General features: G+C 71.8%; 18 protein-coding genes, 1 tRNA gene and 1 riboswitch. Of the genes, 7 read left to right on the top strand and 12 right to left on the bottom strand.

Annotated elements, in window-relative coordinates:
* Window positions 1-39 precede the first annotated feature (39 nt).
* Genes HHX35_RS05170 through HHX35_RS05195 form a run of 6 tightly spaced genes read right to left on the bottom strand, consistent with a single transcriptional unit; the run spans window position 40 to window position 6,841 of the window.
* Window positions 40-1,527, bottom strand: a complete 1,488-nt coding sequence (locus HHX35_RS05170; protein WP_310738903.1) for a protein kinase domain-containing protein — start codon at window positions 1,525-1,527, stop codon at window positions 40-42.
* Window positions 1,524-2,981 (bottom strand): penicillin-binding protein 2, encoded by a 1,458-nt coding sequence (locus HHX35_RS05175; protein WP_041952909.1) that lies wholly within the window; start codon window positions 2,979-2,981, stop codon window positions 1,524-1,526. Before HHX35_RS05175 ends, HHX35_RS05170 begins: the two co-directional genes overlap by 4 nt.
* Window positions 2,978-4,321 carry an FtsW/RodA/SpoVE family cell cycle protein gene (locus HHX35_RS05180; RefSeq protein ID WP_041952908.1) on the bottom strand — a complete coding sequence of 448 codons (1,344 nt, stop codon included), beginning with the start codon at window positions 4,319-4,321 and terminating at the stop codon, window positions 2,978-2,980. Before HHX35_RS05180 ends, HHX35_RS05175 begins: the two co-directional genes overlap by 4 nt.
* Window positions 4,322-4,347: 26 nt before the next feature.
* The gene (locus HHX35_RS05185; protein WP_041952907.1) at window positions 4,348-5,622 is read right to left on the bottom strand and encodes a Stp1/IreP family PP2C-type Ser/Thr phosphatase; all 1,275 of its coding nucleotides are present in this window, start codon (window positions 5,620-5,622) and stop codon (window positions 4,348-4,350) included.
* Window positions 5,619-6,083 carry an FHA domain-containing protein gene (locus HHX35_RS05190; RefSeq protein ID WP_041952906.1) on the bottom strand — a complete coding sequence of 155 codons (465 nt, stop codon included), beginning with the start codon at window positions 6,081-6,083 and terminating at the stop codon, window positions 5,619-5,621. Before HHX35_RS05190 ends, HHX35_RS05185 begins: the two co-directional genes overlap by 4 nt.
* 17 nt (window positions 6,084-6,100) lie before the next feature.
* Entirely contained in the window at window positions 6,101-6,841 is a 741-nt protein-coding gene (locus HHX35_RS05195) for a DUF3662 and FHA domain-containing protein (protein ID WP_041952905.1), read from the bottom strand.
* A 157-nt stretch (window positions 6,842-6,998) separates the two neighbouring features.
* On the opposite strand from HHX35_RS05195, the gene HHX35_RS05200 reads away from it, so the two are divergent.
* A tRNA-Leu gene (locus HHX35_RS05200) sits at window positions 6,999-7,081 on the top strand.
* Between the two features lie 597 nt (window positions 7,082-7,678).
* On the opposite strand, the gene HHX35_RS05205 is transcribed toward HHX35_RS05200, so the two are convergent.
* Together HHX35_RS05205 and HHX35_RS05210 are read right to left on the bottom strand one after the other, a co-directional pair.
* On the bottom strand, window positions 7,679-8,683 hold the full coding sequence (locus tag HHX35_RS05205) for a hemolysin family protein (RefSeq protein ID WP_139579642.1): 1,005 nt from the start codon (window positions 8,681-8,683) through the stop codon (window positions 7,679-7,681).
* Window positions 8,680-10,164 carry a hemolysin family protein gene (locus HHX35_RS05210; RefSeq protein WP_182897849.1) on the bottom strand — a complete coding sequence of 495 codons (1,485 nt, stop codon included), beginning with the start codon at window positions 10,162-10,164 and terminating at the stop codon, window positions 8,680-8,682. The genes HHX35_RS05205 and HHX35_RS05210 overlap by 4 nt, the downstream gene beginning before the upstream one ends.
* Window positions 10,165-10,418: 254 nt before the next feature.
* Here HHX35_RS05210 and HHX35_RS44505 point away from each other — a divergent pair, with 254 nt between their 5' ends.
* Window positions 10,419-11,675 carry an LCP family protein gene (locus HHX35_RS44505; protein ID WP_310738904.1) on the top strand — a complete coding sequence of 419 codons (1,257 nt, stop codon included), beginning with the start codon at window positions 10,419-10,421 and terminating at the stop codon, window positions 11,673-11,675.
* Window positions 11,676-11,727: 52 nt separating this feature from the next.
* On the opposite strand, the gene HHX35_RS05220 is transcribed toward HHX35_RS44505, so the two are convergent.
* Entirely contained in the window at window positions 11,728-12,378 is a 651-nt protein-coding gene (locus HHX35_RS05220) for a GPP34 family phosphoprotein (RefSeq protein ID WP_182897850.1), read from the bottom strand.
* Between the two features lie 43 nt (window positions 12,379-12,421).
* On the opposite strand from HHX35_RS05220, the gene HHX35_RS05225 reads away from it, so the two are divergent.
* Together HHX35_RS05225 and HHX35_RS05230 are read left to right on the top strand one after the other, a co-directional pair.
* Window positions 12,422-13,027, top strand: a complete 606-nt coding sequence (locus HHX35_RS05225) for a TenA family protein (RefSeq protein WP_041952901.1) — start codon at window positions 12,422-12,424, stop codon at window positions 13,025-13,027.
* A 22-nt stretch (window positions 13,028-13,049) separates the two neighbouring features.
* Window positions 13,050-13,928: an Fpg/Nei family DNA glycosylase gene (locus HHX35_RS05230; protein WP_041952900.1), complete on the top strand. Its 879-nt coding sequence runs from the start codon at window positions 13,050-13,052 to the stop codon at window positions 13,926-13,928.
* 36 nt (window positions 13,929-13,964) lie between these two features.
* Here HHX35_RS05230 and HHX35_RS05235 read toward each other — a convergent pair whose 3' ends face one another.
* Window positions 13,965-14,843 (bottom strand): alpha/beta fold hydrolase, encoded by an 879-nt coding sequence (locus HHX35_RS05235; RefSeq protein ID WP_310738905.1) that lies wholly within the window; start codon window positions 14,841-14,843, stop codon window positions 13,965-13,967.
* 194 nt (window positions 14,844-15,037) lie between these two features.
* Between HHX35_RS05235 and HHX35_RS05240 the strand changes: the two genes are divergently transcribed.
* The 3 genes from HHX35_RS05240 (at window position 15,038) to HHX35_RS05250 (ending at window position 20,418) form a co-directional block, all read left to right on the top strand.
* Window positions 15,038-15,361 (top strand): rhodanese-like domain-containing protein, encoded by a 324-nt coding sequence (locus tag HHX35_RS05240; protein ID WP_182897851.1) that lies wholly within the window; start codon window positions 15,038-15,040, stop codon window positions 15,359-15,361.
* Between the two features lie 55 nt (window positions 15,362-15,416).
* Window positions 15,417-15,533: riboswitch (TPP riboswitch) on the top strand.
* Window positions 15,524-16,864: a cytosine permease gene (locus tag HHX35_RS05245; RefSeq protein WP_182897852.1), complete on the top strand. Its 1,341-nt coding sequence runs from the start codon at window positions 15,524-15,526 to the stop codon at window positions 16,862-16,864. It overlaps the preceding riboswitch by 10 nt.
* Window positions 16,865-17,085: 221 nt before the next feature.
* Window positions 17,086-20,418, top strand: coding sequence for a BTAD domain-containing putative transcriptional regulator (locus HHX35_RS05250; RefSeq protein WP_182897853.1), 3,333 nt, complete (start codon window positions 17,086-17,088; stop codon window positions 20,416-20,418).
* A gap of 3 nt (window positions 20,419-20,421) precedes the next feature.
* On the opposite strand, the gene HHX35_RS05255 is transcribed toward HHX35_RS05250, so the two are convergent.
* Together HHX35_RS05255 and HHX35_RS05260 are read right to left on the bottom strand one after the other, a co-directional pair.
* The gene (locus HHX35_RS05255) at window positions 20,422-22,557 is read right to left on the bottom strand and encodes a peptidase domain-containing ABC transporter (RefSeq protein WP_052400092.1); all 2,136 of its coding nucleotides are present in this window, start codon (window positions 22,555-22,557) and stop codon (window positions 20,422-20,424) included.
* Window positions 22,554-22,898, bottom strand: a complete 345-nt coding sequence (locus HHX35_RS05260) for a hypothetical protein (RefSeq protein WP_182897854.1) — start codon at window positions 22,896-22,898, stop codon at window positions 22,554-22,556. The genes HHX35_RS05255 and HHX35_RS05260 overlap by 4 nt, the downstream gene beginning before the upstream one ends.
* Between the last annotated feature and the right edge of the window lie 6 nt (window positions 22,899-22,904).

Genomic DNA, 22,904 nt, shown 5'->3' on the forward strand with positions numbered 1-22,904 from the left:
TGGGGTGCCACCGGTCTCCATCATCGACCCCTCTTCTCATCACTCCCCCTCATCCGGAGGGTTCGTGTCGGGTGGGGCGTCCGTAGGGGGCGGAGTCTCACTGGTTTCCGTGGCCGGGGTGGACGTCGGAGTCGGGGTCGAGGTCGGGGACGAAGCCGGTGTGGGCGTCTGGGTGGTTGATGCCGACCTGCTTACGGTAGCCGACGGAACGGCGCTCGGCTCGTCCGACGTCGCCGGAGGGGTCGGCCGATGCGTCCGCGGAACCTCTGACCTGTTCGTACGTGCCGGCGACGGCGATGGCGACGGCGAGGGGGACGGTGAGACGGGCGCGGCCGTCTCACCCGGGTCCGGCGGCGATTCGCCGTTATGGGCGGCGGTGAAGGCCAGGACCCCGATGCCCACCGCGGCGGCGCAGCCGGCCGTCGCGAGGAGCAGGGTCGCGCGACGGCGGTGCCGCCCGCCGGTCGGCCCCTGACCTCCGGGGCGCCGGGTGCGGGCGTCGGGGGCGCCCGCGGGAGCCCTGCGCGGGGCGGCCGGGACCGGGCCCAGCGGCGCGGTGGCGCTGGGACGCGGGGTGCCGGCTCCTGCGGGCTCACCCAGGGGCGCCGTCAGGCCGGGCGCCGCCGGAGGGATCGTGCGGCCGGCGCCGCCTGCCGCGGGGAAGCCCCGGGGGTCGGTCAGCGAACCGAGGAACGCCGTCGAGGCCGCCGTGCCCGCGAGGGTCTCGCGCAGCACCCGCACCCTGTCGAGGAGCACCGGCCCGGTCTCCGGTCGCGCGGCCGGGTCCTTGGCCAGCATGGCCATCACGAGGGCCGCCACCGGCGCGGGCACGTTCCCGGGCAGTGGCGGGGGCGTGTCGTTGAGGTGCCGCAGCGCGAGCGCCACCGGGGTCTCCGCCGTGAACGGCGGGCGGCCCGCGAGGCATTCGTAGGCCACCACCCCGAGCGAGTAGACGTCGCTCGCCGGGGTGAGGGTGGTGCCAGACGCCTGCTCCGGGCTCACGTACTGGGCGGTGCCGAGGATGGTGCCGGTCGCGGTCAGCGGCGCGGCCTCCAGCGCGCGGGCGATGCCGAAGTCGGTGATCTTGACCTGCCCGGTCTCGGTGACGAGCAGGTTGCCGGGCTTGACGTCGCGGTGGATCACCCCGGCGCGGTGGGCCGCGTGCAGGCCCCGGGCGGTCTGCTCGACGAGGTCGAGCGTGACGTCCGGCCCGAGCACGCCGTTGCGGGCGAGGATGGCCGACAGCGGCTCGCCCCTCACCAGTTCCATCACGAGATAGGCCAGGCCGTCGCTCTCGCCGTAGTCGAAGACCTGGGCGATCCCGGGGTCGGTCAGGGCGGCGGTGATCCTGGCCTCGGAGCGGAACCTGTCGCGGAAGGTGGCGTCGCCCGCGACATGGCGGCCGAGCAGCTTGACCGCCACCTCCCGGCCGAGCAGTTCGTCGTCGGCCCGCCAGACCTCGCCCATGCCGCCCGCGGCGATGGGGGAGGTCAGCCGGTACCGCCCGCCGAGCACCGTGTCCGTCACTGTCCGAGCACCGCCTGCATGACGTCGTGGGCGATCGGCGCGGCCACCGCACCGCCGGTGGCGTCGTTGCCGGCGCTGCCGGACTCCACGAAGACCGCCACGGCGACCTTCGGGTCCTCCACCGGGGCGAAGGAGATGAACCACGCGTGCGACGGCTTGCCCGGCAGGGTCTCCGCCGTGCCCGTCTTGCCCGCCACGGTGATGTTGGGGAGCTTGGCCGCGCCGCCGGTGCCGTGCTCGATCACGCCGATCATCATCTTGGTCAGCTCGCCGGCCACCTCGGGGGTGACGGCCTCGTCCAGCTCGTCGGGGTCGGTCCCGTCGATCTCCGCGCCGTCCGGCCCCATGATCTTGTTGACCAGGTACGGCTTCATGACCGTGCCCTGGTTGGCGATCCCGGCCGCGACCATCGCCATCTGCAGCGGGGTCATCTGGTTGCTCTGCTGGCCGATCGCGGTCTTGGCGAGAGCCGCCTTGCCCTCGTCCGGGCCGATGTTGCTGGCCGCGACGCTGAGGGGGATCTCCAGCGGCTGGCCGACCCCGAACTTCCCGGCCTGCTCCTTGAGCTTGTCGTAGCCGACGTCCATGCCCATGATGGCGAACGGCGTGTTGCAGGAGATGGTGAGCGCCTGCACCAGCGTCGCCCGGCCGCCGCACGACTCGCCGTGATAGTTGGGCAGCGAGATGCTCGTGCCCGGCAGCGGCAGCGAGTCGGGCGCGTCGACCTGCGTGTTCTCGTCGCGGGAGGTGTCGTCGCTGAGGTAGGCCGCCGAGGTGACCGTCTTGAACGTGGACCCCGGAGCGAACGTCAGGTCGATGGCCCGGTTGAGCAGCGGCTTGTTGTCGTCCTTGTCCAGCTTGTTGTACGCCTTGTTGACCTTGTCCTTGTTGACCACGGCCAGCGGGTTCGGGTCGTACGACGGCACCGACACCATGGTAAGGATCTTGCCGGTCTTCGGCTCGAGCGCGACGACCGCGCCCCGCTTGCCGGTGCCGGCCAGGTCCTTGTACGCGATCTCCTGGGCCTTGGTGTTCAGCGTGAGGTCGACGCTCGCGCCCTTGGCGGGCTTGCCGCTGACCATGTCGATCGCCCGGCGGACCACCAGGTCGGGGTGGCTGCCGTCGAGGTAGCGGTTCATCGCGGCCTCGATGCCCGAGGCGCTCTCCGGCGCGAACCAGCCCACCACGTGGGTGAACGGCTTGCCCAGCGGATACTCGCGCTCGAACCGGAACGTCTTGTCCCCGCTGTCCACGGTCTTGGCGAGCGTCGTCTTGCCGTTGTCCGCGGTGATCCAGCCGCGGTCGACCGCGTAGCGGGCGTAGAACATCCGGATGTTGCGCGAGTCGTTGCGCAGATCGTCGGCCTTCACCGTGCCCAGATAGGTCACGTTGGCCATGAGCAGGCCGAACATGAGCAGGCAGGCCACGGAGACGCGCTTGAGCGTGCTGTTCATCGCTGCATCACCTGCGTCAGTCCCTCGTCCTGGATCGCCTGCGGCGGCGGCCGGCGGGCCGCGTCGGACATCCGTACGAGCAGGGCGATGAGCATCCAGTTGGCCAGCAGCGCCGAGCCTCCGGCGGACATGAACGGCGTCACGAGGCCGGTCAGCGGGATCAGCCGGGTCACGCCGCCGACGATGATGAAGACCTGCCAGGCGAGGATGAACGACAGGCCGCCCGCGAGCAGCTTGGAGAACGGGTCGCGGGCCATCAAGGAGGTGCGCAGCCCCCGCTCGACGATCAATGCGTACACCATGAGGATGGCCATCAGACCGGTCAGGCCCAACTCCTCGCCCACGGCGTCGAAGATGAAGTCGGAGAACGAGAAGGGGGTCAGGCCGGGGTGGCCCTGTCCGAGCCCGGTGCCGAGGATGCCACCCGAGCCGATGGAGAACAGTCCCTGCATGAGCTGGTAGCTGGTGCCCGCGTCGTAGACCTCGGGAGAGTCGGCGTGCAGCCATCCGTCGAAACGGGCCTGGACGTGGCTGAAGACCTGACCCGCGAGGAAGGCGCCGCCGACGAACAGCAGGATGCCGATGAGCACCCAGGAGGTGCGCTGGGTGGCGATGTACAGCATCGCGATGAACGCGCCGAACAGCAGCAGCGAGGTGCCGAGGTCCTTCTCGGCGACGAGGACCGCGATGCTGACGCCCCAGGTGATCAGCACGGGGCCGAGGTCGCGGGCGCGGGGCAGGTCGATGAACAGCAGCCGGCGACCGGCCAGAGCCAGCACGTCGCGCTTGGCCACCAGATAGCCGGCGAAGAAGACGACGAGGGCCAGCTTGGCGAACTCGCCCGGCTGGAGAGAGAACGGGCCGAGGTTCATCCAGATCCTGGCGCCGTAGTGCTCCGTCCCGATTACGGGCAGCACGGGCAGGATGAGCAACACGATCCCGACGAAACCGGCGGTGTAGGTGAAGCGCTGCAAGGCACGGTGGTCCCTCAACACGAGCAGGGTCGCGGAGAACATCACCACGCCGAGCGCCGTCCACATGAGCTGGTTGGAGGCGGAGGCGTCCTTGATGCCGCCCTCCTCCAGCCGGTAGATCATCACCAGGCCGATGCCGTTGACCAGCGTCACGAGGGGAAGCAGAAGGGGGTCGGCCCACGGCGCCCACTTGGCGAGCACCAGGTAGGCCGCGAGCATCAGACCGCCGAGGCCGAGGCCGTAGCCGAGCATGCCGGACGGGATCTTGCCGTTGATCCCGAGCCCGACGCCGGCGTACGCGCCCATCACGATCAGCACGGCGAAGGCGAGCATGCCCAACTGGGCGCCGCGCCTCTTCGCGGTCATCGGTACGGGCGTGGCTTCGACAGCAGTCACTTACTGGACCTCGTGGGGGTCGGCGTCGACTTGGCGTCCGGCGTGGGCGTCGCCGAGTCGCCGAAGCTCTTGATCCTGGTTATCCCGGTCTGCAGGTTGTCGACCGGGATGCCGCTGCGGACCTGGTCCTGCTGCACCGCCGGCAGCGACGAGACGCGTACGTGGTCGGTGTAGGCGACCTTCTTGAAGGACACAGGCCCGACCTCCGCGTCGACGCCCTGGAAGACGACGAGCTCGTCTCCCTTGGCGCCTATGTAGAACTGACTCTGGGTCCACTGGTAGCCGAAATAGCCGCCTACCCCGAGCGCGGCGGCGACGACCAGCACCCCGACGGCCACTTTCGGACCCGATCGGCCTTTGCGCGAACGCCGCGCGGAGGCCTGGGCCTCGCGCACGGGTTCGTCGTCCAGATCGTCGTCGGTGAGCACGGGTTGGGGCGCGGTGACCGTGGTGGCCCGGCCCGCGGGGGTGTCGGGCGGCGCCGAGCGGACCCGGCCGGAGCCGGCCGCACCGACGACCGCCGCCACCCCGGGGGGCGGCTGCAGGTCGTCCACCTCGATCACGTCGGCGACCACGCAGGTGATGTTGTCCGGCCCGCCGCCCCGGTTGGCGAGGTCGATGAGCTGCCGGACGACGTCCTCGGGATCGTCGATCGTGGTCAGGGTGTGGTGCAGGGTCTCGGCGCTGACCACCGTGGACAGGCCGTCCGAGCACAGCAGGTAACGGTCGCCCACCTGGGCCTCCCGGTCCTGCAGGTCGGGATCGACCTCGCCGCTCCCGTCCAGCGCGCGCAGCAGGATCGAGCGCTGGGGATGGTTGGCGGCCTCCTCCTGGGTGATCCGCCCGTCGTCCACCAGTGACTGCACGAGCGTGTGGTCGTGCGTGATCTGGTACAGCTCGCCGTTCCTGAGCAGGTACGCGCGGGAGTCGCCCACGTGGACCAGCGCGAAGCGTGAGCCGCTCCAGAGCATCGCGGTGAGGGTGGTGCCCATGCCCTTGAGGCTGGGGTCCCGGGCCACCATCGCGTGCAGCTGGTGGTTGGCGTCCCGGACCGCCGCCTCGATGGCGCTGAGCAGGTCACCGCCGGAGGCGTCCCGGTCGAGGGACGACAATGCGGCGATGGCGACCGAACTGGCCACCTCGCCGTGGGCATGCCCGCCCATGCCGTCTGCGACGGCCAGCAGGCGGCCGCTGGCGTACGCCGAGTCCTCGTTGCCTTCACGGAGGAGCCCGACGTCCGAGCGAGCGGCGTAGCGGAGTGCGATGGTCATTTGCGCAATTCGATGACGGTCTTGCCGATGCGGATCGGAACTCCGAGGGGCACCGGGGTCGGGCGGGTCACTTTAGAGCGTTCGAGGTACGTGCCATTGGTGGAGCCGAGATCCTCCACGATCCACTGGCCGTCCTGGGGGAAGAGCCGGGCGTGCCGGCTCGAAGCGTAGTCGTCGCTGAGAACCAGCGTGGCGTCGTTCGCCCGGCCGATGGTGATTGGCGTCTCCGTGAGGTTGATGATGGTCCCTTGCAGGGGGCCACCGGTGACGATCAGCTGGCGGGGTTCACCCTTCTTGGGCTTGGAAACCTGTCGGGGCTGCTTGACCGGTTTGCGTGTGGGCGCGGGAGCCGTACGCGGACCGAACAGGTCTGTCCGGATGACGCCGACCGCGGCGATCACGAAGAACCACAGCACCGCCAGGAAGGCGAGCCGGATCAGCAGCAGCGTTAGCTCGGACATGGACCGTTTGTCTACCTCTAATCGCGCCTGAACACCAGTGTCGTGCGGCCGAGCGTCACCCTCGTCCCGTCCTGCATCTCGATCCTGCGGACCGGCTGGCCGTTGATGAAGGTGCCGTTGGTCGACCCCAGGTCCACGAGCACGACCTGCGGCCCTTCCACTCTTAGCTCGGCATGATGCCGTGATACGCCGGGATCCACCAGCCGAAGATCACAATCGGTTCCGCGGCCCAGCAAAGTGACCGGTGTGGTCAGCTCGTACGAGCGCTGGCCCTGGGGGTCGTCCTGGGTGGAGACGAGCAGCCGGGGGCGGCCCTGGAACGCGCTGGGGCGGCCGGCCGGAACGTCGCTCGGCGGCTGACGGATCTCGTCCTGCTCGACCGTGGCGCCCCGGATCACCCCCGACCGGATGCGGAAAAGCCCGACCGCGAGGTCGTCCGCGGTCTCGAAACGCACCCGCACCGGGCCGACGAACGAGTAGCCCTGCTCCTTGGCGTACTCCCGTGCGAGAGTGGCCAGCTCGTGGCCGATGCTGTCGGCGTACACCTCCAGCCGCTCGCTGTCGGTCGTCGACAGCTCCACCACGAAGTCGTTCGGCACGAGCGTGCGACCCTGAGCGACGATCGCGGCGCGCTCGTCCATCTCCCTCTGCACGGCGCTGGCAACCTCGACCGGCTGGAGATCGGACTTGAACGCCCGCGCGAAGGCACCTTCAACCAACCCTTCGAGCCTGCGCTCGAAGCGCTGAAGGACTCCCACCGGATACCTCCCTTCCATTGCCCCTATGGTCGCGACCGCTCCGGTGCTGCACTGAGCCCCTTCGCATCGTCGTTTAGAAGGATCGTATCCGGGTTCGTAAGCACGGGCGGATACGTGCTAACCTTTCCAGGCACCCAGAGATGGGGGCCAACCGCAAGGGCAAGTGGCGGAATGGCAGACGCGCACGGTTCAGGTCCGTGTGTCCGAAAGGACGTGGGGGTTCAACTCCCCCCTTGCCCACGAGAAAGCAGCCTCGCGTGGTCGGAAGCAAAGCTTCCCTCCCGTGAGGCTTTCTCTTTGTATCGCCCAGGGGGGCAACCCCCTGGAACCCCCGGGCAGATGAGCAACCTCGCCTGGCTGGAAGGAAGTCTCCGACCCGGCGGGGTTCTTTCTTCGCACCGCCGAGGGGGATCATCTCCTGCGATCCCCGCACAGGTGGGCAGCCTCGCATGGACGCAAGCGAAGCCTCCACGTCCGGCCTCCCCTCCCGGCCCGTACGGCACGGGCCCTCCTGGCGATGTCGCGGCGGGGGCCCCGAACATCGGGGCCCCTCCGTCGCGCACTGCACATTCTCAGGAGGCCGCCTTTCAAACCACTTTCCCCGCGCTTGCAGGGGCGACCTTTACCTTCTGTCCCAGTTCGTGAGCACAGGGGTCTCGCGATGGAAGATTTTCGGTGAAGCCGCAGGCGCGGGGCCGCGCCGTGGCGTCCCAGGTCGGCGCGCCCGCTCACGCGACGGGCGCGCCGCTCCCGCGACGAGGGCAGTGTTCCCCGGCGGGCCTCCGGCACGACCGGCGGGTCTAAGCGCCCCGATGAGCGAAGCGGGAGACACAGTCGTCAGGCGACGAGCAGTTCGCCGACCAGAGTGGTGAGATCGATCACACCGACGGGCGTGCCGCCGGCGTCCGTGACGAGCCCGAGCTGCGCGCGGGCCTCCTGCAGCAGGGTCACGGCGTCGGAGATCGTGGTGTCCTTCGCCATGCGGGGGACGGGGGTCGCCAGCTCGCCGGCCCTGTGTCCCGGCTGAAGGACCGCGTCGCGCACGTGGAGCACGCCGACCACGTCGTCGGGGGTGACGACCAGCATGCGCAGGCTCCCGCCGCGCGCGGCCGTCCGGCGTACGAGCAGGTCGTCGGCGTTCGCGGGCACCGAGGACGCCTCGCCGACGGGCACCATCAGCCGCTCGACCGGCTGGGAGTGGACCCGCAGCGCGCGGGTGAGCAGGTCGTGCTCGTCGCGGTCGAGCATGCCCATCCGGCCCGACTCGGCGACCAGCATGGCGAGCTGGCGGGGTGTGCGGGTGGTGGCCAGCTCGTCGCGGGGCCGCACGCCGGCCAGCCGCAGGATGCCGTTGGTCAGCGCGTTCAGCAGGGCCAGGATCGGGCGGACGAGCCAGGCGAAGCTGCGGAACGGCAGCGCCAGCCCCATCGCGGCGCGCTCGGGGTGCGTGAGCGCCAGCGACTTGGGCGCCATCTCGCCGACGACCATGTGGAGGAACGTCACCAGGGCGAGCGCCACGACGTACGCCACGGGGGTGCGCAGCGTCTCCGGCAGCAGCGTGAGCACCGGCTCCATCAGATGCTCGATGGAGGGCTCGGCGACCATGCCGAGGCCCAGGGAGGCCAGTGTGATGCCGAGTTGCGCCCCGGCGAGCATGAGCGACAGCTCGCGCCCGCCCCTGACCGCGGCGCGGGCCGTGACCTTGGCCAGCCGGCCGCCGCTGACGGCGATCTCCTCCAGGCGGTGGCGGCGGGCGGAGACCAGGGCGAACTCGGCCGCGACGAAGAACCCGTTGACGGCGAGCAGGACTATGCCGAGCAGGACGCCGGTGAGAGAGTTCATGCGGGCCTGCCCTGGAACAGCGCGGAGAACAGCTCGGGGGCGTAGTCGGCGCCGCCCGCGCCGCGGGCCGCCGCGCGGGCCTTCTCCCGCTCCGGACGCTCCTCCGCATCCGCGTCCGCCGGCGCCTCGGCCGGTGCGTCCGCCGGCGCCTGCGTCGACACCCGCACCCACTCGGGGACACGGCGGCGCACGCTCAGGACCGTGAGCACGGCCCGCTCGGCGTCGTCGTCCTCGTCGTCGAAGAGATGGGGCTCGGGCACGAGGGGGGAGACGACCTGGTCGCCGGGCTCGGCCATCCGGCCGAGGAGCGCGAGGACGAGACCGGCCACGGTCTCGTAGTCCTCGCTCTCGGGTAGCCGTACATGCGTGGCGCGCTCGACCTCGTCGAGGCGGAGGGTGCCCGGCACGTCCCAGACGCCCTCGCCCTGCCGTACGACGCCGAGCGGTTCGGGGTCGTTCTCGTCCACCAGTTCGCCGACGAGCTCCTCGGCCAGGTCCTCCAGCGTCACCACGCCGGCCAGCCCGCCGTACTCGTCGATCACGCAGGTGAACGTCTCGCCGGCGGAGGTCATCCGTCGCAGCAGCTCGGGCAGCGGCAGGGTCGCGGGGACCAGCAGCGGCGCGCGGGTGATGCCGCCGACGAGCCCGGCGGAGGGAGAGCCGGCCTTCAGATACTCGGGCAGCCCGGCCACCCCGACGACGTCGTCGGCGTCGGTGCCCAGGACCGGATAGCGGGAGTGACCGTGCGTGCGCAGGGCGTCGAGGAACTCGTCGACCGGCCACTCGGCGCGCAGCGAGACCACGCGCGGGCGGGGGACCATGACGTCCTCGGCGGTACGGTCGCCGAACTCCAGCGCACGCTCCAGCGTGTCGGCCAGCCGGGGCGGCAGCTCGCCGGCCGCGGCCGACTCCGTCACGATGCGCGACAGCTCCTCGGGGGTGGCGCCGTGTTCGAGCTCCTCCACGGGCTCGATGCCGAACAGGCGCACGAGGCGGGTGGCCGCGGCGTCGAACAGGCGGATGACCGGCCCGGTGACCACGAGATAGACGTGCGTCGGGCGGGAGAGGGCCTTCGCGACGTCCTCGGGCCGCGCGATGCCGAGGTTCTTGGGGGCCAGCTCGCCGAGGATCATCTGCACGACGGTGGCGATCGCGACGCCGAGGGCCACCGCGACACCGGGGACGGCCGAGCCGGGCAGCCCGGCGGCCTCCAGCGGGCCGCGCAGCACGCCGGCGATCGCGGGCTGGGCGATGAAGCCCACCAGCAGGGTGGTGACGGTGATCCCGAGCTGCGCGCCGGAGAGCATGAACGACAGCCGCCCGGTGATGTCGAGGGCCCGGCGCGCCGCGCCGTCGCCGGCCGCCGCCTGCTCGCGAAGGGTGCCCCGGTCGGCGGCCACGAAGGCGAACTCCTGCGCCACGAAGAATCCGGTGGCCAGGGTGAGAAGGAGGACGGCCAGGAGGCCGAGGGCGGCGCTCATCGGGCGCCCGCCGTGCGATCATGAGATCCCGTGCCTGGGCACGGGCAGGTACTCCAGGGGTCCGGAACGGACACGACGATCCTTTCGCGTGGTGGTATACCACCGTAACGGCTGGAATCTCTCCTGTGTTTCCCGGCAGCCTTTACTGACTGCTTAGAGGGCGTCTGGGTACCGTGAAGAAGGGGACGCATCGGCAAAGACTTTCGCCGCTGCGGTCAAAGCAGTCGCAAGGACGCTGAGGGCTGGGGGTTCACGTGGCCGACGAGGACGAGGCGACCCGCGCCTATCGGCGTGCGGCGGCCCAACCCCCGGCAGCACCGCCCCCGGCTGCCCCGCCCCGGGCGGCACAGCCTCAGCCGGCGGCTCCGGCGAAGTCCGGCAGGGAGGACACGGTCCCCCGCGCCCGGTCCAAGGTGTACGGCAAGCCCCGTCCCGGCAGCGCCCCGGTCCGCCCGCTCGGCGGGAGCAGGCACGAGGCCGGGGACCAGGAAGGCGCCCCGCACGGCGGGGGCGGCGGGCCGACGGGCCGCGACGGCTCCGTGCGCGGCGGCGGACGCGGACCGCGCCGGACCGGCAGGATCGTCCTGCGGGTCGTGGTCGTGGTGGTCGTGCTCCTGCTCGTCGCCGCCGTCGCCGGATATTTCTGGATCGGCTCCCGGCTCCGGCCGGTCGAGTCGCTGACCGACTACGACGGGCGGCCCGCCGAGACGCCGGGCCAGGACTGGCTGCTGGTCGGGTCCGACAGCCGGGCGGGCCTGACGGCCGCGCAGCGCAAGAAGCTGGCCACAGGAAAGGCCGTCGGCAAGCGCACCGACACGATGATGCTGCTGCACATCCCCGAGAGCGGCCGGCCCACCCTGGTCAGCCTGCCCCGTGACTCGTACGTCCCGATCGAGGGGCACGGCAGCGGCAAACTGAACGCGGCGTACGCCTTCGGCGGCCCGGAGCTGCTGGCCAAGACGGTCGAGCGGGTGACCGGCATCCGGATCGACCACTACATGGAGATCGGCTTCGGCGGGTTCGTCGGCATCGTGGACGCGATCGGCGGGGTCAACATCTGCGTGAAGCAGGACATCAAGGACCCGAAGGCCGGGATCAACCTGAAGAAGGGCTGCCAGGACATGGACGGCGGCACCGCGCTCGGCTACGTGCGCACCAGGGCCACCGGCGCCATCCCCGACTTCGAGCGCACCCAGCGGCAGCGCCAGTTCTTCTCGGCCGTCGTGCAGAAGGCGGCGAGCCCGGGCACGCTGATCAACCCGTTCACCTCGGTCCCGCTGGCGCTGAGCGCGGCCGACTCGGTCTCCGTCGACCCCGGCAGCGGCCTGTTCGACCTGCTGTCGGTCGGCATGGCCATGCGCGAGGGGCCCGTCGCGACCGCCGTGCCGATCGGCTCGCTGCCGACGATCGGCGGCCAGGCGGTGGTCAAGTGGGACACCCAGAAGGCGCTGCGCCTGTTCGAGGCGCTCGCAGCCGACAAGCAGGTGCCCAAGGACGTCATCACCAAGTAGGGGGACCGCCGCTCGCGCGGGCGCACGACGTGCGCGGCACGAGCGGCAGGGGTCAGCTCCCCGCGGTGGCGGCGACCGTCGCGGCGGTGGTGGCGGCGGCCACGGCGGCGTGGATCGAGGCGATCGTCTTGCGGACCGCCTCGGCGGTCCACTGTCCCTCGGCGATCTCCTTGACCCGGCCCTTCTGCGCGTCGGGGAACGCCTTGCGGTCGAGCTTGGCCGCGTGCATGACCGCGATCAGGACCGCCGTCCGCTCGTCCGGCTCGGCTCCGGCCAGCACGTTCTGGACGCGCTCCCGCACGCCCTGCTCGTGGCTCGGGTCGAGCTCGGGATAGCGCGTGGTGGGGAAGATCCCCAGGATCTTGCCCTCCTGCTCGCTCAGCACGCCCCGGGCGGCCAGACGGGTCAGCAGCCGCTTGCGCAGCCTGCCCGCGCGGAGCTTGCCCACCCACCAGTCGGCCTTACGCGGACCGCGCTCCTCGGCGATGCGGGTGAGCGCCGCGTCCAGCTCCTCATCGCCCACCGGGGCGGGATCGACGGGCACGACCTTCGCGCCGTCGAGGTCCACCCGGCGGCGTACGGCCAGATCCGCGAGCAGGGCCCCGGCCAGGGCGCAGTCGAGCTCCACCGACCCGATGATCGGCTTGCCGGTGTCCTCCCGGTAGGCCAGCAGCAGCACTTCCTCGGCGATCGTCAGTGTCACGCAGTCGAGCCTAACTCGCGGATTACGGCCACAATGAGCCCTTATGGGAATCTCTGCGGACCTGCACGCCATCGGGCGGCCGATGCTGGACGCCCAGCTCGCGCACCCGACCGTACGCGGCATCTCGGCGGGCGACCTGCCCGAGGCGGTCTTCCGGTCATGGCTGGAGCAGGACTACCTGTTCCTGCTCGACTACGTCCGGGTGTTCTCGCGGCTGGCCTGGCAGGCTCCGGACGCCCACCTCGGCGACCTGGTCGACCTGGCGTACGCGACGTGGCACGACGAGCTCGACCTGCACCGGTCGCTGGCGGCCGGCTTCGGCGCCGACCTCGACGGCGCGGTGAAGGGCCCGGCCTGCGCGGCGTACACCTCGTTTCTGCTGGAGTCGGCGGCGGACTACGGCGAGGGGCTGGCGGCTCTCTATCCCTGTATGTGGGGCTACTCGACGCTCGGCCGGATCCTGGCCGCCGACCCGCCCGCCGAACCGCGCTATCGGGCCTGGGTGGACACCTACGCCGACCCCGGGTTCGCCGCCCTCACCGCGCGCATCGCCGTCATGATCGACGAGGCGGCTCCGGACCCGGCACGCGCCCGGGAGCTGTTCGTCCGCGGCATGGAGCACGAACTCGCGTTCTGGGACGTCCCCTGACCGGCCGGGTTAGTGTGAGGGCATGCCGGAGCTGCCCGAGGTCGAGGCGCTCGCCGAGTTCCTTCGCGAGCACGCCGTCGGCCATGCCGTCGCCGGGGTCGACGTGACCGCCTTCCAGGCGCTCAAGACCGTCGACCCGCCCGTCACCGCGCTCGCCGGACTGCTCGTCACCGGCGTGGCGCGCCACGGCAAGTTCCTCGACGTCGACTGCGACGGCCTGCACTTCGTCACCCACCTGGCCCGCGGCGGCTGGCTGCGCTGGCGCGACGACCTCACCGGCGCGAAACCGGTGCGGCCGGGCAAAGGCCCGCTCGCGGTGCGGGTGCGGCTGTCGCCGGGCGAGGACGGCCGCGCCCCCGGGTTCGAGCTGACTGAGGCGGGCACGCAGAAGCGCCTGGCCGTCTACGTGGTGCGCGATCCGGAGGACGTTCCCGGCGTCGCCGGGCTCGGGCCCGACCCGCTGGCCGAGGGCTTCACGCCGGACCTGCTCAAGACGATCGTGGGCGGGAGCCGCGCGCAGATCAAGGGCCTGCTGCGGGATCAGAAGGTGATCGCGGGCATCGGCAACGCCTATTCCGACGAGGTGCTGCACGTCGCGAAGATGTCCCCCTTCAAGATCGCCGGAACGCTGACGGACGGCCAGGTCGCCGACCTGCACGACGCGATCGTGAGCACGCTGCGGGACGCGGTCGGGCGGGCCAGGGGGCTGGCCGCCAAGGACCTCAAGTCGGAGAAGAAGTCGGGCCTGCGCGTGCACGGCCGTACGGGCGAGGCGTGCGAGGTGTGCGGCGACACGATCAGGGAGGTGTCGTTCGCCGACTCGTCGCTGCAGTACTGCCCGACCTGCCAGACCGGCGGCAAGCCGCTGGCCGACCGCCGCCTGTCGCGCCTGCTCAAGTAGGTCTGCGAGAGCGACCCCACCTTCGGTGGGTTCACGTCAGGCCCGGAGGAACTCGGCGATCGGCTCGGCCTGGCCGAAGATGGCGTGACCGGTCCCGGGGAGCAGGTTCACGGTCGCGTGCGCAACGCACTCACGGACGCGCCGCACGGTCTGGCGAGAGTCGATCATGGCGTCGCGGTCGCCGGCGATGACGAGTACGGGCATGGTGAGGCCCCGCAACGCGTCGTCGGGGAACACCGGGAGCTTCTCCCTGCGCGGGTTGAAGTGCGTGAACGTCAGGACGACGGCGTCGAGGGCCTGCCGGTCCCTCTCCCCGTCGAGGCCCGCGACGGCCATCGCCGACTCGCGTAGTCCACCACGTCGGAACGGGCCGGTCAGCAGGGCCTTGAAGATCCAGCCGACCTTCTGCCGCCCCACGCCGCCAGGGCATATCAGGGCCAGTCGAGTCACTCGTTCCGGACGGCGGATGGCGTAGTCCAGGGCCGTCCAGCCGCCGAGGGAGGTGCCGACGAACGCGGCGTCGGCGATCCCGAGCCCCCGCAGCACGTCGTCGAGCCAGAGTGACACGGCGTCGGAGTCCAGGGCGGGGCGTGAGGGCGCGCTCAGGCCCGGCTCGCCGACCAGGTCGACGGCGTACGTGCGGAAGTGCCGGGACCAGGTGGGGACGTCTCCCCGCCACATCGAGGCGTTCGCGCCCGAGCCGTGCAGCAGCACGAGAGGCGGCGCGTCCGAGGGGCCGCAGGCGTGAACGAAGGTCTCGCCCTCGCGAGTCGGCACCCGTACGTGCTCGGCCGGGATCGGCCAGGCGTCCAGCACCCGCCGGTAGTGGTCGAGGAGCTCGCGCCGACCGGCCTCGGACTTGTAGATCGTCATGACGCCCGCGCCGCCGGCCGCGCGCCGCACCACATCGTTCACCGTCGGCCTCCCGCCGGAGAGGACCGCACATGGCGGCCTCGATTGTCATTTATCGCTCTCTAACATACGTGAATAAGGGAGGGATAGGGAAGTTTGGGTAACGCGCGACCGTGTCGATGCGGCCCGCGGATCACCGTGGGTCACAGCTCGCCGCATGGGCCCGGGCATCGGCGGTGTGCCGTCAGAATGGGCGCATGACATTGCCGGAAATCGCCCCCGAGGCACTGCCCGAAGACGCGTACCTGCTGGACGTCCGCGAGCACGAGGAGTGGGTGGCCGGCCACGCTCCCGGCGCCGTCCACATCCCGCTCGGCGAACTGCAGGTGCGGGTCGACGAGGTGCCGCACGACCGGCCGGTGTACGTGGTCTGCCGGGTCGGCGGCCGGTCGGCGCACGCCGCGATGTGGCTCAACCACATCGGCAGGGACGCCGTGAACGTGGACGGCGGCATGCGGTCCTGGGCCGCCGTCGGGCGTCCGATGGTGAGCGAGACCGGGGAGGCGCCTTACGTGGCGTAGGGACGGGGGCGGCGTAGGAAAACGGTCAAAGAAGTGTCATAATCCCCAAGACATCATCAATACCCGCGGGAGCTCGGGCGTGACCGGGCTGAGAGGGCGGATCCACATCGTGCCGCCGACCGCATGAACCTGTCCGGATAATGCCGGCGTAGGGAGCGTGTGATGACTTCTGCCGTCGTCGACGACGCGTACGCGGAGGTTCCGCTCACTCTTGACGAGGAGGCTCCGAGGACCCTGGGCGTGCTCGACCAGGGCGCCTTCTGGGCCAACCTCGGCGTCAGCCTCCTCGGCTTCTCGGGGGCGCTGTTCCTGCTCGACCCGCTGGGCGGCAAGCCGCTGACCTTCACCGCGGCGGTGCTCGCCGCCGTCGTCGGCAGCCTGCTCGGGACGGCGATGGTCGGCCTTGCCGCGATCCCCGGCGTACGCACCGGGCGGCCCGCGATGGTGCTGCTGCGCGGCCTGTTCGGGGCCCGCCTCTCGTACATCCCGACCGTGCTGAACATCGTGCAGATGCTCGGCTGGGGCGCCTTCGAGCTGTGGGTCATCGCCAACGGCGCGCAGGCGCTGTTCGGCCCGGCGGTGCCGTACGCGGTGTGGGCGGTCGTGGCGGGCGCGCTGACGATCGCGCTGACGATCCGGCCGCTCGGCGCGCTGCGGCTGCTGCGGCGGTACGTCACGGCGGGCGTGGTGATCGCGATGATCTGGCTGTCGGTCGCCCTGTTCCGGCAGGGGCCGTCCGTGGGGAGCGGCTCCTGGGACGCCTTCGCCCCCGCCGTCGACTACGTCATCGCGCTGTCGGTGTCGTGGGTGCCGATGGCCGCGGACTACGCCAGGCACTCGCGGTCGAGCGGCGCGGCGTTCACCGGTGTCGTCGCGGGATACACGATCGCCCAGGTGGCCTGCCTGGCCCTCGGCATCGCCGCGCTCGCCCTGGTCGGCAACGACGGGGACAAGGTGTGGGACCCGTTCGTGGCCGCCCCTCTCGGGGTCGTGTTCTTCGGCATCCTGGTGCTGCGCGAGGCCGACCAGTCGTTCGCGAACGTCTACTCGACGACGGTGTCGATCCAGAACCTCGCGCCGCGCTGGGACCGCCGGGTCATCTCGGTCGTGATCGGCGTGCTCACCACGCTGATCGCGCTGTTCGCCGACGTGAACTCCTACGGCGCGTTCCTGAGCGTGATCGGGGCCGTGTTCGTGCCGATGTTCGCCGTGCTCGTGGTGGACTACTTCGTGCTCGGCGGGGCCGCCCGGTGGAACACGGCCGAGGACGCCCCCTCCCGCTGGCTCATGATCGTGCCGTGGATCCTCGGGTTCGCGGCGTACTGGATCGTGACCTCCACGCCGACGGTCGGCTGGTGGGACGGGATCTGGACCGAGGTCCGCCTCGCCCTCGGGTTCGTCCACCAGCCGTGGATGAACGCGGCGCTCGCCGCGTTCCTCGTCGCCGGGCTGGTGACCGTGGCGCTGTCCCTCCCGGGCCGCCGCCTGCGGTCGCGCCGTTAGGGCGCTCGGCTTCCCCCCGCGTCGGCTTCTCACCCGCGTCGGCTTCTCACCCGCGTCGGCTTCTCACCCGCATCGGCTTCTCACCCACAGGCAAGTGAGTTGCAAGACGACGCCTCAAGACTGCCGCCCAGGGAAGGCCCGCGCCGGCCTTCACCGGCAGAGAGGCCGTGGGGGCAGTGGAATTCCGGGTTCTGGGTCCTTTCGAAGTCCGGGACGGCGAGGTGCCGGTCGGTGTCGGAGGCCCGCGGCAGCGGGCCGTCCTGGCCCGGCTGGTGCTCGCCGGGGGCGCGGTCGTCTCCACGGACACGTTGATCGAGGACCTCTATCGCGGCACGCCACCGGCCACCGCACTCGAGTCGATCCACGTCTACGTGTCGAACCTGCGTCGTGTGATCGAACCGCAGCGGGCGCCGCGGACCCCTCCCCGGCTCCTCGTCGCCAAACGCCCCGGTTATCTGCTCGCCACCCCGGACGTCGACGCACTGCGGTTCGGCGGGCTCGTCGCCGACGCGGAACGCCGGCCGCCCGCCCGGGCACTCGCGCTGCTCGACGAGGCGCTGGGGCTCTGGCACGGCCTGCCGTACGCCGACTTCGCGGGCGAGCTGTGGGCCGTCACCGAGGTGAACCGTCTCTGCGAGCTACGCCTGGTCGCCGTCGAGCGCCGCGCCCAGGCGGAGCTCGACCTGGGTCGGCCCGAGGCGGTGATCCAGGACCTGGAGGCCGAGGCCGGGGAGCATCCGCTGCGCGAACGGCTGTGGTGGCTGCTGGCCCTCGCGTACTACAGGGCCGGTCGCCAGGCGGACGCGCTGGCCACGTTGCGGCGTGCCAGGAGCCTCATCGCCGATCAGCTCGGGCTCGATCCTGGTCCGCAACTGCGGGCATTGGAGCAGGACATCCTGCGGCAGGCCCCGTCTCTCACCACACCGTCTCTCACCACACCGTCTCGCACCGTTCCCTGCGGGTCCGCCGCACCCGCGTCCGCTCGGCCGGCCTCAGAGAAGGCGCGCTCGCCGCACGGGCGTGACTGGCAACTCGCGGAGATGGAGTCGATGCTCGGCGCCGGGGTGAGCACGATCGCGGTGACCGGGGAACCGGGCATCGGCAAGACCTGGCTGCTGAAGGCGTTCAGGGACCGGTGCGCGGAGAGGGGACACCCGACCCTCTGGGGGAGCTGTCACGATCTCGAGAGCGCCCTGCCGCTGCGGCCGTGGATCCAGATCCTGAGGTCGCTGGAGCGTGTCCATCCGGCTCCCGACCCCGAGGCCCTGGCCGGGCTGCTCGACGAGAAGGCCCCGCAGGGGTCGGCACAGGGGTCGGCACAGGGGTCGGCACAGGGCGCGCGTCAGCGGCGTCATCAGGCCGTCGCCGACTGGCTTTGCGCCGCCGCCGGGGAGCGGCCGATCGTGATCATGTTGGACGACCTCCAGTGGGCCGACCCGGCGACCCTGGGACTGCTGCGCGATGTGACGGTGCTCGTCGGCGGGTCGGCGGAGCATGTCCCGCTCACACTGGTGACCGCGTTCCGGGACACCGCCCGGGCCGGTCCGCTCGACGACGTGCTCGCGAGATTCGCCCGATACAACCTGCTCCGCATCCGGCTCGCGGGCCTCGAAACCCCGGCTATCCGGGCCATCGCCGAGACCGTGGGCGCGGAGGTCGACGAGCGCACCGCTCACCTGCTGACCCGGCGCACCGGCGGCAACCCGTTCTTCGTCCGTGAGACGGCCCGGCTGCTGGCCCAGGGCCGTTCGCTGGACACGGTGCCCGACGCGGTGGCCGGCCTGATCCACCAGCGGCTGGCGGCGCTGGATCCGCCGGTCGCCGAGGTGCTCGAGATCGCCGCGGTGATCGGCAGGGACTTCGATCCCGGGATGGTGGGCGAGGTGTGGGCGGCGCCCGTGCACGACCTGCTGGACCAGGCCGTGCGGACCGGCCTGGTCGTCGTCGCCGGGCGCCGGATGGGCTTCGCCCACGACCTGGTGCGGGAGACCCTCCTGCGGGAGATTCCGCCGCTGCGCAGGGCCGTCATCCACCGGCAGGTGATGAACGCGTTGGTCGACCGGCCCTGCGCCGACGTCGCCGTCATCGCCCATCACGCGATCCAGGCCGGGCCCGCGGCGTACGCGGAGGCGGCGCACTGGGCCGCCGCGATGGCCGAGCAGTCGGGCCTCCGCCTGGCCTACGAGGAGGCGGCCACCTGGTGGGGCCGTGCGGTCGAGGCGCACGGGGCCGCGGCCGGCGAACCGGCCGACCATGTCGATCTGCTGCTGCGGCAGGCCCGCGCCCTGCTCGACGCCGGCGACGCCCTGGCCGCCAGAAGCGTGCGGGCGCGGGCGTTACGGGTGGCCGACCGGGTGGCGGGTCCCCACGGGCCCCTGCTGGCCGCCCGGGTGCTCACCGCGCTGGACGCCCCCTCGATCTGGAACCTGCGCAATCCGTACGAGGAGGTCGAACTCCAGCTCGTGCACCGGTTCGAGCGTGCGTTGGACGCCATGCCCGAGGCCGCCGCCCCCGAGCGGGCGCGGCTGCTCGGCGGGCTGGCCCAGGAGCTGTACGACGGGTCGGACGACCCGCGCTGCCACGCCCACTCCGCGCAGGCGGTCGAGACGGCCCGCAGGCTCGGCGACCCGCATCTGCTGATGCGTGCGCTCAACGCCCGTTATCTGTCGATCCCCAGCTCGATCTACATAAAGGAGGCGCGGGAGATCGCCAGGGAACTGGAAGACCTGGGCCAGAAGACCCGGACGCCCGAATTCGAGCTGCTCGCGCAGATGATGTGGACCTATCGTCGCATGGAGGTGTTCGACGTCGCGGGAGCGGACGGGGCGGCCGCCCGGTGTGACGCCATGCTGGCCCGCATGCCGCTGCCCTGGCCGCGCTTCCAGCACACGATGTGGCGGGCGGGGCGGCTCACGCTCTGCGGACGGTACGACGACGCCGAGGCCCTCTACGCCGACCTCGACCGGCAGGCCGGACGCCTCGGCATGTGGTACGCGGGATCCGTCGTGTCCCTGGGACGCATCCTCCTCGCGCACGACAGGGGGACGATGGGCGAGGCGGAGCCCCTGATCGACTCGGTCGCCGGCGCCAACCCCTGCGCCGACCAGGCGCTCCGCGTCCTCCTGCGGTGCGGCCCGGGTACAAGGGAAGCCCAAAGTGGAAGGGAAACACAGGGTGGAAGGGAAGCCCAGGTGGTAAGGGAAGAGGCGCGCGACCTGGTCGCCGACGGGTGGCGGCCGGCGCCGCGCGACTGGTCGTGGCTGACCTTCACCTGTCTGCAGGGCGCCGCGCAGGCGGCGGTGGGCGACGCTCACGCCTGCGCGGACACGTACTCCGCCCTCCTGCCCTACAAGGGACGGATCTCGGTCGGAGCCGCGATCGCCTTCCTGGGGCCGGTGGACTGGTTCCTGGCGATGCTCGCCTCGGCCATGGGGGACGACGCCGCCGCGGCGCGGCATCACGCCAGGCTCGCACGGCTCGCGGGCAGGGCGGGTCTCAGCCTGTGGCGGGACCGCGCCGTCGCCGCTGCCGACGCCCTGCGCCGGGCCGGCTGAGGGCTATCGCGAGCGCAGGTCGGCCGCGACGAGGGCCGCGTAAGTGCCGCCTTGGGCCATCAGCCCGCGGTGGGTGCCGCGTTGCACGACGCGTCCTGAGTCGAGGACGAGGATGAGGTCGGCGTCCCTGACCGTGCTCAGCCGGTGGGCGATGACGATCCGGGTCTGGGGGAGCCAGGCGAGGTTGGCCTCGACGGCGGCCTCGGTGGCGCTGTCGAGGTTGCTGGTGGCCTCGTCCAGCAGCAGCACCTTGGGCCGGGCCAGCACGGCTCTGGCCAGGGCCAGGCGCTGCCGCTGGCCGCCGGACAGCCCGCCGCCGTCGGTCAGCATGGTCTCGTATCCCATGGGCATGGCCATGATCTCGTCGTGCAGCGCCGCCAGCCCGGCGGCCTGCATGATCCGCTCCAGCGGCGCGTCGGGGTCGTTGAGCGCGATGTTGTCCCGGATGGAGCCGTTGAACAGCGCCACATCCTGGGTGACCACCCCGAACTGACGGCGCAGCGTGCCCAGGTTCAGCTCGGCGGCGGGGACGCCGTCGTAGCGGATCTCGCCCTCGACCGGGGTGTGCAGCGCCAGCAGGAGCCGGGCCAGCGTGCTCTTGCCCGAGCCGGACGCTCCCACCAGGGCGACCTTCTGTCCCGGGCGGATCGTCACCGACACGCCGCGTACGGTCCACGGCCCGCGCGGGTCGTGCCGGAAGCCGACGTCGCGTAGCTCGATCGCCCCGCGCAGGCGCAGCACCTCGATGCCCTGGCTCGGCTCGGGGGCGGAGGCGAGGATGTCGGTCAGCCGGTCGAAGTGCGCGCCCGCCTGCTGGAGGCTCTGCAGGCCGGTCATCAGCGAGGCGAGCGGGGTCAGCGCGGCCAGTGCGACGGCGTTGAGCGCGATCAGTGCGCCCGTGCTGAGCTGCCCGTCCAGCACCCGCCAGGCGCCGAGCCACAGCAGCCCGAGCGGGGTGATCACGCGGATCGCCGACAGCGCGGCCTCCAGGAGGCCGTGGGTGAGCCCGCTGCGCACGTCCGCGTCGAGCTGCCGGGCGAAGTGGGACGACCACTGGTCCATCGCCCTGCGTTCCGCGCCCGACGCCTTCAGCGTCTCGATTCCGCTGATCGTCTGGATGAGGCTGCTCTGCGAGGCCGACAGCGCCGCGAGCTCCTGCTGCGCCAGCCGGTGCACGCGGCGGGACGTGGCCGCGAGCAGCGCCGACTGCAGCGCGACCACGCCGGTCAGCGCCGCCCCGAAGACGGGGTCGCGCAGGTAGACCAGCGCCAGGTAGCCGACGGCGAGCGGCCCGTCGAGGAGCGCGGTGACGATCTGCCCGGTGAGCAGCTCGCGCAGCGTCGTGACGCTGGTGGCCCGGGTCACCAGGTCACCGGTGCCGCGCCGGGTGAAGTACCGGTAGGGCAGGGCCACCAGGTGGGCGACCACCCCCTCGGTGAGCTCCCGGTCGGCGCGGGCGCGTACGGCCACCAGCAGGGCCGCGCGCAGGTAGGCCAGGACGAGCTGGGCGGCCCCCGCCAGCAGCACGCCCACGCCGAGCAGGGGCAGCAGGTCGGAGGCGCCGCGCGGGATGACCGTGTCGAGCAGCAGTTCGGTCAGCAGCGGCATGGCAAGCCCCAGCAGTTGCAGCAGCAGCGAGGCCGCGATGACCTGCACGAGCAGGCCGCGCCGCCGCCGCAGCAACGTGCGCACGAACTCCCGCCGCCACGCGCTCGCCAGCGACGACGACCCGCGCTGGAACCCCTCCCCCGGCTCGAAGACCAGCAGCACCCCGGTGAACGCGGCGGAGAACTCCTCCTGGGTCAGCCGTCGCCGCCCCTGCCCGGGATCGACGATGTCCACCCGGTCGACCGACCACCGCTCGACCACCACGAAGTGGTTGAACTCCCAGTGCGCGACGGCCGGAAGCGGCACCCGGGCCAGGTCCTCGGGATCGAGCGAGAACCCCCGCGCCTTGAGACCATGCTCACGGGCGCCCTGGAGGAGCGCGCGGGCGCTCAGCCCGTCGCGGCCGACACCGAGGCGTTCCGACAGCTCGGTCAGCGTGACGCGGTGGCCGTGATGCGACAGCACCATGGACAGGCACGCGGTGCCGCACTCGGTGGGCGTGTTCTGCAGCACCACCGGGACACGCCTCACCGGGCCGCCTCCGACACCAGCACCGCCACGACCGTTCCCGCGACCGCCAGCACGGCCACCGCGATCCACAACAGCAGGAAGGACGGCCCGCGGAGCACGATCGGCACGCGCGGCTCCCGGCTGCGTACGGCGTGCCGCCGCAGCGCCTCCTCCCGGAAGACACCGCGCTCCTGTCCGGAGGCGGGGAGGCCCGGCTCGCGCGGCGGGCCCGGCGGCGGGTGCGCCCGGGGGTCCTCCCGTTTTCCCGCGGACAGCCGCGGGGACAGCCGCGGGGACAGCCGCGGGGACACGGGCCGGGTGCGGTCGGGATCCGGCACCGGCGTCGGGGACGACGCGGTCATCGGCGT

The organism is Microbispora sp. H10830, assembly GCF_014161375.1.
In the GTDB taxonomy this organism is placed as follows: Bacteria; Actinomycetota; Actinomycetes; order Streptosporangiales; family Streptosporangiaceae; genus Microbispora; species Microbispora catharanthi.

Coding starts and splice junctions, on each gene's coding strand:
- HHX35_RS05175 (WP_041952909.1), bottom strand. CDS start 2,981: ATGAACAGCACGCTCAAGCGCGTCTCCGTGGCCTGCCTGCTCATGTTC.
- HHX35_RS05180 (WP_041952908.1), bottom strand. CDS start 4,321: ATGACCGCGAAGAGGCGCGGCGCCCAGTTGGGCATGCTCGCCTTCGCC.
- HHX35_RS05185 (WP_041952907.1), bottom strand. CDS start 5,622: ATGACCATCGCACTCCGCTACGCCGCTCGCTCGGACGTCGGGCTCCTC.
- HHX35_RS05190 (WP_041952906.1), bottom strand. CDS start 6,083: ATGTCCGAGCTAACGCTGCTGCTGATCCGGCTCGCCTTCCTGGCGGTG.
- HHX35_RS05205 (WP_139579642.1), bottom strand. CDS start 8,683: ATGAACTCTCTCACCGGCGTCCTGCTCGGCATAGTCCTGCTCGCCGTC.
- HHX35_RS05210 (WP_182897849.1), bottom strand. CDS start 10,164: ATGAGCGCCGCCCTCGGCCTCCTGGCCGTCCTCCTTCTCACCCTGGCC.
- HHX35_RS05225 (WP_041952901.1), top strand. CDS start 12,422: ATGGGAATCTCTGCGGACCTGCACGCCATCGGGCGGCCGATGCTGGAC.
- HHX35_RS05230 (WP_041952900.1), top strand. CDS start 13,050: ATGCCGGAGCTGCCCGAGGTCGAGGCGCTCGCCGAGTTCCTTCGCGAG.
- HHX35_RS05240 (WP_182897851.1), top strand. CDS start 15,038: ATGACATTGCCGGAAATCGCCCCCGAGGCACTGCCCGAAGACGCGTAC.
- HHX35_RS05245 (WP_182897852.1), top strand. CDS start 15,524: ATGACTTCTGCCGTCGTCGACGACGCGTACGCGGAGGTTCCGCTCACT.
- HHX35_RS05260 (WP_182897854.1), bottom strand. CDS start 22,898: ATGACCGCGTCGTCCCCGACGCCGGTGCCGGATCCCGACCGCACCCGG.